This window comes from Paracraurococcus ruber (assembly GCF_004353985.1).
Classification (GTDB): Bacteria; Pseudomonadota; Alphaproteobacteria; order Acetobacterales; family Acetobacteraceae; genus Paracraurococcus; species Paracraurococcus ruber.
This window is the reverse complement of sequence record NZ_SMOA01000207.1, coordinates 1-9,681: the sequence shown is the minus strand read 5'-3', so window position 1 is coordinate 9,681 and position 9,681 is coordinate 1. Positions and strand designations below refer to the sequence as shown.

Genomic DNA, 9,681 nt, shown 5'->3' with positions numbered 1-9,681 from the left:
GCAGCAGGCCGGCACGCCGCAGCGCCCCGCCGCGACCACCGAGCGTCACGGCAGCGCCGCCACCGCGCCGGCGGCGCCCGCCAGCGGCAGCGCCACCCGCACCAACTGATCCGCGGCGCCCGCCCGGCCCCGTGCCGGGCGGGCTTCCGCTGCCGCCCGGCACGTCTCGGCGAGGGCAGGCGGAGCACCGCGGCCGATTGACGCAGCGCAAGGCGGCATGGCCTATCTCCTGTCAGGCAGCGCTATACGCCCGAGGGGAGGCCAGGCATGGCAGACGACCTGATCGCCGTGAAAACGGAGATCGCCGCCAAGGCACATGTGAACACCGACCGCCACCGCGCCATGACCGAGGCGGCGGCGAAGGACCCCGAGGGGTTCTGGCGCGAGCAGAGCGGCCGCGTCGCCTGGATGAAGGCGCCGACGAAGATCAAGTCGGTGGACTTCACCGGCGATGTCAGCATCCGCTGGTACGAGGACGGGGTGCTGAACGCCTCCGTCTCCTGCCTCGACCGGCATCTGGACACGCGCGGCGACCAGGTGGCGATCATCTGGGAAGGCGACGACCCGAACAGCGACGTCAAGGTCACCTATCGCGACCTGCATGCCCGCGTCTGCCGCCTGGCCAACGGCCTGCGCGAGCTGGGCGTGAAGAAGGGCGACCGCGTCTGCATCTACCTGCCGATGATCGTCGAGGCGGCGGTGGCCATGCTGGCCTGCGCCCGCGTCGGCGCCATCCACTCCATCGTCTTCGGCGGCTTCAGCGCGGACAGCCTCGCCTCCCGCATCCAGGACAGCGAGTGCAGCGTGCTGATCACCGCGGACGAGGGCCGGCGCGGCGGCCGCAAGGTGCCGCTGAAGACCAATGCCGACGACGCGCTGGCGACCTGCCCGTCCATCAGGCATGTGATCGTGGCGAAGAACACCGGCGGCAGCGTGCCGATGCAGGCCGGCCGCGACGTGATGTGGGACGACCTCTGCGCGAAGCAGCCGGCGACCTGCGAGCCGGAGCCGATGGGGGCGGAGGACCCGCTCTTCATCCTCTACACCTCGGGGTCCACCGGCAAGCCGAAGGGCGTGCTGCACACCACCGGCGGCTACATGGTCTGGGCCAGCTACACGCATGAGCTGGTCTTCGACTACAGGCCGGGCGAGATCTACTGGTGCACCGCCGATGTCGGCTGGGTGACCGGCCACACCTACATCGTCTACGGGCCGCTGGCGAATGGCGCGACCACCCTGATGTTCGAGGGCGTGCCGAACTACCCCAGCGTCTCCCGCTTCTGGGAGGTGGTGGACAAGCACCAGGTGAACATCTTCTACACCGCGCCCACCGCCATCCGGTCCTTGATGCGGGACGGCGAGGCGCCGGTGAAGAAGACCAGCCGCGCGTCGCTGCGCATCCTGGGGTCCGTGGGCGAGCCGATCAACCCGGAAGCCTGGCTCTGGTACTATCGCGTCGTCGGGGACGAGCGCTGCCCGATCGTGGACACCTGGTGGCAGACCGAGACGGGCGGCATCCTGATCTCCCCGCTGCCGGGCGCGGTCGCGCAGAAGCCGGGCTCCGCCACCCTGCCGCTGCCGGGCGTCTTCCCCGCCCTGGTGGACGGGGAGGGCAAGGTGCTGGACGGCGCGACCGAGGGCAACCTGGTGCTGCTCGACAGCTGGCCGGGCCAGATGCGCACCATCTATGGCGACCATGCGCGCTTCGGCCAGACCTATTTCTCCACCTTCAAGGGGATGTATTTCACCGGCGACGGCGCCCGCCGCGACAAGGATGGCTACTACTGGATCACCGGGCGGGTGGACGACGTCATCAACGTCTCCGGCCACCGCATGGGCACCGCCGAGATCGAGAGCGCCCTCGTCGCCCACCCCAAGGTCGCCGAGGCCGCCGTGGTCGGCATGCCGCACGACCTGAAGGGCCAGGGCATCTACTGCTACGTCACGCTGAAATCGGGCGAGGAACCGACCGACGCGCTGCGCAAGGAACTGGTCGCCTGGGTGCGGAAGGAGATCGGCCCGATCGCCTCGCCGGACGCCATCCAGTGGGCACCCGGCCTGCCCAAGACCCGCTCCGGCAAGATCATGCGGCGCATCCTGCGGAAGATCGCGGCCAACGAGACGGATGGGCTCGGGGATACCTCCACGCTCGCCGATCCCGGCGTGGTGCAGGAGCTGATCGAGAACCGGGTGCGCTGACACATCGAGGGGGGCCTTGCCCCCCTCGACCACCCATTGACGATGCGGCGCATCGTCAACGGGACCCGCATCGGCCGAAGGGCCCTTGGAACCCTCTGGTCTATGCGTGCAACGGCGTGGGGACGTCCTGGCCGAAATAGGCGCGCTCCAGCCGGTGCGGCAGGTCCGCCTCGTCCGCACGCGCTTCCAGCACGATGCGGCCCTGCGCCAGGGCATAGACGCGGTCGGACACCGCCAGCGCCTTCTCGATCAGCTGCTCCACCAGCAGCACCGCCGTGCCGGCCGCGCGCAACTGCGCCACCACGCCCAGCACCCGGTCCACCAGTACCGGCGACAACCCGGCCGAGGGCTCGTCCAGCATCAGCAGCCGCGGCCGCCGCACCAGCCCCTGCGCCACCGCCAGCATCTGCTGCTGCCCGCCGGACAGCGCCCCGCCGCGCTCATGCCGCTTCGCCGCGATCTCCGGGAAGAAGGCCAGCGCCTCCTCGATCCGCCCCGCCCGTTCCCGCCGCGGCAGGTCGTAGCCCGCCAGCTCCAGGTTGTCGGCGACCGAGATCTGGGTGAAGACCCGGTGCCCCTCCACCACATGCACCAGGCCGCGCCGCGCGCTCTCGCGCGGGCCGGCGCCCGCCATGTCCTGCCCGGCGAAGCGCACCCCGCCCCCGCCCCAGGGCAGCAGGCCGGAGATGGCGGCCAGCAGCGTCGTCTTGCCCGCGCCATTGGGGCCGAGCAGCGAGACGACCTCGCCCGCATGGATGGTGAGGTCGACGCCGTGCAGCACGGCGATCTTGCCATGGCCCGCGCGCAGGCCGCGCACCTCAAGCAGGGCCTCAGCCGCCGAGATAGGCACTCACCACCTCCTTGTGCGTGCGGATCTCGGCCGGCGTGCCGGCCGCCAGCTCGCGCCCCAGGTTCAGCACCGTCACCCGGTCGCAGATGTCGAAGATCAGGTCGGCATGGTGCTCCACCAGCAGCACGCCGGTGCCCTGCGCCGCGATGGCGCGGATCAGCGCGCCCAGCCGCTTGATCTCCTCCGTCGCCAGGCCGGCCGCCGGCTCGTCCAGCATCAGGAAGGCCGGGCGCAGCATGAGGGCGCGGGCGATCTCCATGAAGCGCAGCTCGCTGTGCTGCAGCCGGTCGGCCCGCACATCGGCCAGGCCCGCCAGCCCCGCGGCGGCCAGCGCCAGCCTTGCCCGCGCCTCCATCTCCCGCTCCTCCCGCCGCTGCCGCGGCAATTGGAACAGCGCCTCCAGGAAGGTCGAACGGCCCTCGACCGTCGCGCCGACCATGACGTTCTGCAGCACCGTCGCCTCCCCCACCAGGCGCGGCGTCTGGAAGGTGCGGGCGATGCCCTGCGGCGCCCGCAGCGCCGGCCTTCCCGCCGGCAGCGGCGCACCCGCCAGCGTCAGGCTTCCCTGCTGCGGCCGGTAATACCCGGAGATGACGTTCAGCGTGGTGGTCTTGCCGCTGCCATTCGGCCCGATCAGCCCATGCACCTCGCCCGGTCGCAAATCGAGGTCGAGCCCGTCGATCGCCCGCACCGCGCCGAAGGCCAGCACCACGCCGCGCAGCTCGATCGCCCCCCGCGCCTCCCGATGGTGGCCGAGCAGCGTCGCCAGCGCCTCCGGCCGCGGCTGCACGGCGCGGCCTTCCGGCAGGGCGCGGCGGCTGCGAAAGTCCAGCAGCGCGGCGATGCCGCCGGGGATGGCCAGCACGATGACCAGCAGCAGCGCGGCATAGAGGAAGGTGGACCAGGCGGCGAGCGGCGCCGCCACCTCCGGCAGCAGGGTCAGCAGGATGGTCCCCAGCAGCGGGCCGAGGATGGAGCCGCGCCCGCCGATCAGCACCGCGATGAAGAACAGCAGCGACAGGTCGAAGGTGAAGGCATCCGGCGTGATGTAGGATTGCAGCGTGGCGAACAGCCCGCCGGCGATCCCGGCCAGCGCGCCCGCCAGCAGGAAGACCTGCACCAGCAGGCGCGGCTTGGCGACGCCGCAGGCTTCCGCCGCCACCTCCGCATCCCGCACCGCCACCAGGGCGCGGCCGAAGCGGCTGCCGGCGATGTTCGCGGTCAGCCAGGTGCACAGCGCGGCGGCGCCCAGGCAGAACAGGTAGTAGCCCCAGGGGGTGTCCAGCGGCGCCGGCATCTCCGGCCCCGGGATGCCGATGCCGCCGCCCGTCACGTCCTGCCAGGCGAGCGCGATCTGGGTGACGATGGTGGCGAAGCCCAGGGTCGTCATGGCGAAGTAGAAGGTCCGCAGCCGCAGCGCCGGCAGCCCGACCACCACGCCGAAGACCGCGCCCACCAGCCCGGCGCAGCCCAGCGCGGCGAAGGAGGGCAGCGCCGGCAGGACATTGCCCGCGGCCAGCACGCTGGCGGTATAGGCGCCGAGCGCCAGGATCGCGACATAGCCGATGGCGAGCTGCCCGGCATAGCCGACGATCAGGTTCAGGCCGGAGACCAGCACCCAGTAGATGCAGGCGCGCGTGGCGATCAGCGCCCAGTAGTCGTTGCCGCTGAAGGGCAGCAGCAGCGCGCCGGCCAGCAGCCCGAGGAAGGGCAGCAGCCGCGCCAGCGCCGAGGGCGCGGCGGGCAGCTTCAGGGCCGGCGCGGCGGTGTCGGTCACGCCCATCACACCCTCCGCGCCGCGGCGGCGCCGAACAGCCCCTGCGGCGCCGCCAGCAGCACCAGGATGAACAGGGTGAAGACGGCGACCGAGGAGAAGATGCCGCCCACCAGGAAATTCGCCGCCTGCTGGAACAGGCCGAGCGCAAGGCCGCCGATGACGGCGCCGCGGTTGTTGCCGAGGCCGCCCAGCGCCACCGGGATGAAGCCGTAGAAGTTCAGCAGCGGGCCATTGGCGAAGAAGGCCAGCAGCAGCTGCCCGCCGGCGAAGCCCGCCAGCGCGCCGATGGCGCCGGCCAGCGCATAGCTCGCCATGCGCAGGTTGCGCTCCGGCAGGCCCAGCGCGCGGGCGGCGTAATTGTCCTCGGCGATGGCGACGAAGGCGCGGCCGACCAGGGTGCGGCGATAGAGGTATTCGAGGCCGAGGATGGTCGCCGCGCAGGCGGCGACCGGCAGCCAGTACTTCTCCTCCCAGATCCCCTCGCCGAGCCCGATCAGCCTGGGGAAGGGCTGCGGCTCCGTGCTCCATTCCAGCGCCGCGGTGTGCTGGATCATCAGCGCCAGGGCGAGGGTCGAGAGGACGTAGAGGTGCTGGTCGAGGCTCTTCAGCACCGGCCGCACCGCGACGATCTCCGTCACCACGCCGAGCAGGGCGCAGGCGGCCAGGGTCAGCACCAGGCCCGGCAGCACCGGCAGGCCGAGCCGGAGGATGAACAGCGAGCCGAGCACGCCGCCCAGCATGCCGAGCTGCCCGGCGGTGAAGCTCATCACGCGGGAGGTCGCGAACATCGTGTTGTAGGTGATGCCGATCAGCGCATAGACGGCGCCGACCGCGAGGCCGGAGGCCAGGATGGAGGCAAGCAAGGCGACACTCCCGCGCGGGGTCGGGGGGCGCGCCGCAGGACGCGGCGCGCCGGAAGGCTCAGTCGTGCGGCGGCGGGGCCGGCGCGGCCGCGCCGGGCCGCCGCGACCCGTCAGGCGTAGCCGGGCGCCAGCGCGAAGGCGCCGTTGCGGCCAGAGCTGGCATCGGACATCACCACGTCCTGGCCGGGGTAGCCATTGTGCTCGTCCGGCGTCCAGCTGTACTCGCCGTAGTAGCCGGGCCAGGACTTCACGCCGTTCCAGTACCTGATGATGTCGTCGTTCCGCGTGCTGCCGGTCTGCGCCGCGGCGTCGGCGATCAGGTTCACCGCATCGATCCCGCAGGCCACCCACCACAGCAGCGTGTCCTGCAGGTTGATCTTGCCGGCCAGCTTCCGCAGCAGCTCCTCGTTGCGCGGCGGCAGCTTGCCGTTCGCATCGAAGCTGCAGCTGCGGTAGCCGATGCAGTAGACCTTCTTCCAGTAGTCCGGCTTCTCGATCAGCTGCGCGATCTCGCCGGAGGAGAGCGAGGGATGGCCGATGAAGGGCACGTCCCAGCCCATCTTCGCCCTGGTGTTCAGCATGCGCGCGATCATGCCGGTGGAGACCGACCAGATCACGATCGCCTCCGCCCCCGCATTGCGGGCGCGCAGCATGTCCGGCGTCATGTCCGGCTGGGTGCTGTCGATATTCGCCTTGTAGACGACCTCGGCGCCGTCCTTCTGGAAGCCGGCGGCGCTGTCGTTCGCCGCCGTCACGCCATAGCCGGTGGTGTCGCCGATGACCGCCACCTTCTTCGCCTTGGCGACGCCGGTGGTGTAGTTCCGCACCGCGTCGTCCCACTGGATGTTGCTGGGGGCGATGCGGAAGGCGTTCGGGTATTTCTTCGGGTCGATCAGGCTGTTGACCACGCAGGGATGGATGTTCGGCATCTTGCCGCGCGCCATGATGGCGGTGGTCGCCAGGCTCTCGCCGCTGTTGGTCGGGCCCCAGATGGCATGGACCTTCAGCTGGCTGATCATCTCCTGCGTCGCGTTCACCGCCTTGGTCGGGTCGCCCTGGGTGTCGCGGGTGATGACCTCCACCTTGCGGCCCTTCACGCCGCCGGCGGCGTTCAGCGCCTCCGCCGCCCACATCACCCCGCGGTTGAAGCCGACCGCCGGGGCGCTGCTCGGCCCGGTCAGGGCGGCCAGCCAGCCGACCCGCAGCGGCTCCGACTGGGCGAGGGCGGGCAGGGCGAGGCCGAGGGCGGAGCCGGCGGCGAGCCCCGCCCCGCCCAGGCCGAGGCCGCGGCGCGTGATGGTCATGGAAGTTCCTCCTTGCGGTTCTGTCGTTCTTCTCGGGGAAGCTTAGCGCATCGCCGGCGGCGCGATAGCCGCCGGGGCCGCGGCCGGGCCGGCCTTTCCCGGCCTCCGGCCCCCGTGCTAGGCCGCGCCGCATGACCCGTCCTTCCGGCCGCGCGCCCGATGCACTCCGCCATGTCGTCCTCGAGCCCGGCGTGGCCCGCCATGCCGAGGGGTCCTGCCGCATCCGCATGGGCCTGACCGAGGTGCTCTGCACCGCCTCGGTCGAGACAAGGGTGCCGCCATTCCTGCGCGGCAGCGGCCAGGGCTGGGTCACGGCCGAATACGGCATGCTGCCCCGCGCCACCCACACGCGCGGCGACCGGGAGGCGGCGCGCGGCAAGCAGTCCGGCCGGACGCAGGAGATCCAGCGGCTGATCGGCCGCAGCCTGCGCGCCGTGACCGACCTGAAGGCGATGGGCGAGATGTCCATCACCCTCGATTGCGACGTGCTGACCGCCGATGGCGGCACGCGCTGCGCCAGCATCACCGGCGCCTGGGTGGCGCTGCACCTGGCCTTCCGCCACTGCCTGAAGATGAACGTGATCGCCAGCATGCCGCTGCGCGACCAGGTGGCGGCGGTCTCCTGCGGGCTGTGGCAGGGGGAGGCGGTGCTCGACCTCGACTACGACGAGGACAGCAAGGCGCAGACGGATGCCAATTTCGTCCTCACCGGCAAGGGCGGCCTGGTCGAGGTGCAGGGCACGGCGGAGGGCGAGCCCTTCAGCGAGGCGCAGCTTCTGTCGCTGCTGAAGCTCGCCCGCCACGGCACCGAGGAGCTGTTCCGCCAGCAGCGCGTGGCGGTCGGGATCGCCTGATGCCGGCCCGGGGCGCGCACCGCCGGCTCGAACCGGGCCGGCTCGTCCTCGCCAGCCACAATGCCGGCAAGCTGCGGGAGGTGGCGGCGCTGCTCGCCCCGCATGGGCTGCAGGTGGTCTCGGCCGGCGAACTCGGCCTGCCGGAGCCGGCGGAGACCGAGACGACCTTCCTCGGCAACGCCACCATCAAGGCGCTCGCCGCCGCCCGCGCCGCCGGCCTGCCGGCGCTGGCCGATGACAGCGGCTTCTCCGTCGCGTCGCTCGGCGGCGATCCCGGCGTGCGGACCGCCGACTGGGCCATGCTGCCCGGCGGCGGGCGGGACTATGCCATGGCCATGGCGAAGGTCGCCGCGCTGGCCGAACCGCATGCCGATCGCCGGGCCTGGTTCACCTGCGCCCTCGTGCTCGCCTGGCCGGACGGCCATGCCGAGGGCTTCGAGGGCGAGATCCATGGCCGCTGGGTCTTCCCGCCGCGCGGCACGAACGGCTTCGGCTACGACCCGATGTTCGTGCCGGAGGGCGGGGCGCAGACCTTCGGCGAGATGGCGCCGGCGGCGAAGCATGCCGACAACCACCGGGCCCGCGCCTTCGCCCTGCTGGCCGCCGCCTGCCTGCCGCCCGCGGGCTGAGCGCCGCGGCCCCACCCCGCCGGGGCGTCGCGCCGCCGCCAGCCCCGTAGCCGGTCCCTGGACAGGACGTTGCGGATCGTAAATTCTCGCCCCACGGGGAAGGGAGTTTCGAATGCGACACCACGGGTTGCTGGGCCGCCTGCTGGCCCTGGCCATCCTCCTGCTGCCGGCCATGGCGCCGCGGCCGGCGGCGGCGGGCTTCACCGCGCTCTACGGGTTCGGCGACAGCCTGACCGATCGCGGCAACCTGTTCCTGCTCTCGGGCGGGACGGTGCCGGTGGCGCCGACCTATCCGCAGGGGCAGTTCAGCAACGGGCCGACCTGGATCAGCGAGTTCTCGCAGCGGCTCGGCCTCGGCGCCGCGGTGCCGTCCAATGCCGGCGGCACCATCTATGCCTATGGCCTGGCGCGCACCGACAGTCAGGGGCCCGGCTTCGGCATTCCCGGCTTCATCAACCTGCCCGGCCAGGTCGCCACCTACCTCACCGGGCCGGCGGCGCCGGATGGGGCGCTCTTCGCCGTCTGGGCGGGGGCGAACAACCTGCTGCAGGCGCTCGCCCAGGCGTCGTTCCAGCCGAACCCCGCGGCCTTCCTGCAGGCCGAGGCGGTGAGCGCCGCTCAGGGCGTGATCGACCAGATGCTGGCGCTCAAGCAGTCCGGCAATGCGCGGAATTTCCTGGTGCTGAACCTGCCCGACCTCGGGAAGATCCCGCGCTTCAACGGCACCCCCGCCGCCGCCGCCGCCGGCCGCGCCGTCAGCCAGGCCTTCAACGCCGCGCTCGCCAACGGCCTCGCGGCCTTCGATGCCCTGCCCGGCGTGCGGGTGCTGACCTTCGACGTCTTCGGCCTGTTCGACCGGGTGACGGCGAATCCCAGGGGCTTCGGCTTCGACGACGTGACCAATGCCTGCGTCACCGGCGCGTCGCCGACGATCTACATCAACCCGCTGGCGGCCGGCATCCGCTGCTCGCCCAACAACCCGACCGCGACGCGCTCGGCCGATGCCTCCCTGTTCTGGGACGATGTGCACCCGACCACGCGCGGGCATGAGCTGATCGGCGGTTTCGCCGCGGCGGCGGTGCCGGAGCCGGGGACGGCGGCGCTGGTGCTGGCCGGCCTCGCCGGTCTGCTGGCGGCGCGCCGCCGCATGGCGCGCGGCTGACGCCCTGTCGGGCCGTCACGGGGCCGGGCGCGGCGGGCCCGGC

Annotated in this window: 8 protein-coding genes; 4 read left to right on the top strand and 4 right to left on the bottom strand. The window is 72.2% G+C overall.

Annotation, left to right across the window (positions count from 1 at the left end; all coding sequences use genetic code 11):
- The first annotated feature begins 267 nt into the window (after positions 1-267).
- Entirely contained in the window at positions 268-2,199 is a 1,932-nt protein-coding gene (gene acs / locus E2C05_RS24225) for an acetate--CoA ligase (RefSeq protein ID WP_133222216.1), read from the top strand.
- A gap of 100 nt (positions 2,200-2,299) precedes the next feature.
- On the opposite strand, the gene E2C05_RS24220 is transcribed toward acs, so the two are convergent.
- The 4 genes from E2C05_RS24220 to E2C05_RS24205 all read right to left on the bottom strand — a co-directional run bounded on the left by E2C05_RS24220 (position 2,300) and on the right by E2C05_RS24205 (position 6,993).
- A complete protein-coding gene (locus tag E2C05_RS24220) occupies positions 2,300-3,016 on the bottom strand; it encodes an ABC transporter ATP-binding protein (protein WP_205083031.1) in 717 nt (238 codons plus the stop codon).
- A 13-nt stretch (positions 3,017-3,029) separates the two neighbouring features.
- Positions 3,030-4,832 (bottom strand): branched-chain amino acid ABC transporter ATP-binding protein/permease, encoded by a 1,803-nt coding sequence (locus tag E2C05_RS24215; protein WP_133222214.1) that lies wholly within the window; start codon positions 4,830-4,832, stop codon positions 3,030-3,032.
- On the bottom strand, positions 4,832-5,689 hold the full coding sequence (locus tag E2C05_RS24210; RefSeq protein WP_158292340.1) for a branched-chain amino acid ABC transporter permease: 858 nt from the start codon (positions 5,687-5,689) through the stop codon (positions 4,832-4,834). The genes E2C05_RS24215 and E2C05_RS24210 overlap by 1 nt, the downstream gene beginning before the upstream one ends.
- A 110-nt stretch (positions 5,690-5,799) precedes the next feature.
- Positions 5,800-6,993: an ABC transporter substrate-binding protein gene (locus E2C05_RS24205; protein WP_133222212.1), complete on the bottom strand. Its 1,194-nt coding sequence runs from the start codon at positions 6,991-6,993 to the stop codon at positions 5,800-5,802.
- Positions 6,994-7,124: 131 nt separating this feature from the next.
- Here E2C05_RS24205 and rph point away from each other — a divergent pair, with 131 nt between their 5' ends.
- The 3 genes from rph (at position 7,125) to E2C05_RS24190 (ending at position 9,638) form a co-directional block, all read left to right on the top strand.
- On the top strand, positions 7,125-7,847 hold the full coding sequence (rph, locus tag E2C05_RS24200; protein ID WP_133222211.1) for a ribonuclease PH: 723 nt from the start codon (positions 7,125-7,127) through the stop codon (positions 7,845-7,847).
- On the top strand, positions 7,847-8,476 hold the full coding sequence (locus E2C05_RS24195; protein ID WP_133222210.1) for a non-canonical purine NTP pyrophosphatase: 630 nt from the start codon (positions 7,847-7,849) through the stop codon (positions 8,474-8,476). The genes rph and E2C05_RS24195 overlap by 1 nt, the downstream gene beginning before the upstream one ends.
- Before the next feature lie 112 nt (positions 8,477-8,588).
- A complete protein-coding gene (locus E2C05_RS24190; protein WP_133222217.1) occupies positions 8,589-9,638 on the top strand; it encodes an SGNH/GDSL hydrolase family protein in 1,050 nt (349 codons plus the stop codon).
- Positions 9,639-9,681: the final 43 nt, after the last annotated feature.

Bases quoted from the DNA above. Each gene is read 5' to 3' on its own strand.
- acs (WP_133222216.1), top strand. From the start codon at position 268: ATGGCAGACGACCTGATCGCCGTGAAAACGGAGATCGCCGCCAAGGCA.
- E2C05_RS24215 (WP_133222214.1), bottom strand. From the start codon at position 4,832: ATGGGCGTGACCGACACCGCCGCGCCGGCCCTGAAGCTGCCCGCCGCG.
- E2C05_RS24205 (WP_133222212.1), bottom strand. From the start codon at position 6,993: ATGACCATCACGCGCCGCGGCCTCGGCCTGGGCGGGGCGGGGCTCGCC.
- rph (WP_133222211.1), top strand. From the start codon at position 7,125: ATGACCCGTCCTTCCGGCCGCGCGCCCGATGCACTCCGCCATGTCGTC.
- E2C05_RS24195 (WP_133222210.1), top strand. From the start codon at position 7,847: ATGCCGGCCCGGGGCGCGCACCGCCGGCTCGAACCGGGCCGGCTCGTC.
- E2C05_RS24190 (WP_133222217.1), top strand. From the start codon at position 8,589: ATGCGACACCACGGGTTGCTGGGCCGCCTGCTGGCCCTGGCCATCCTC.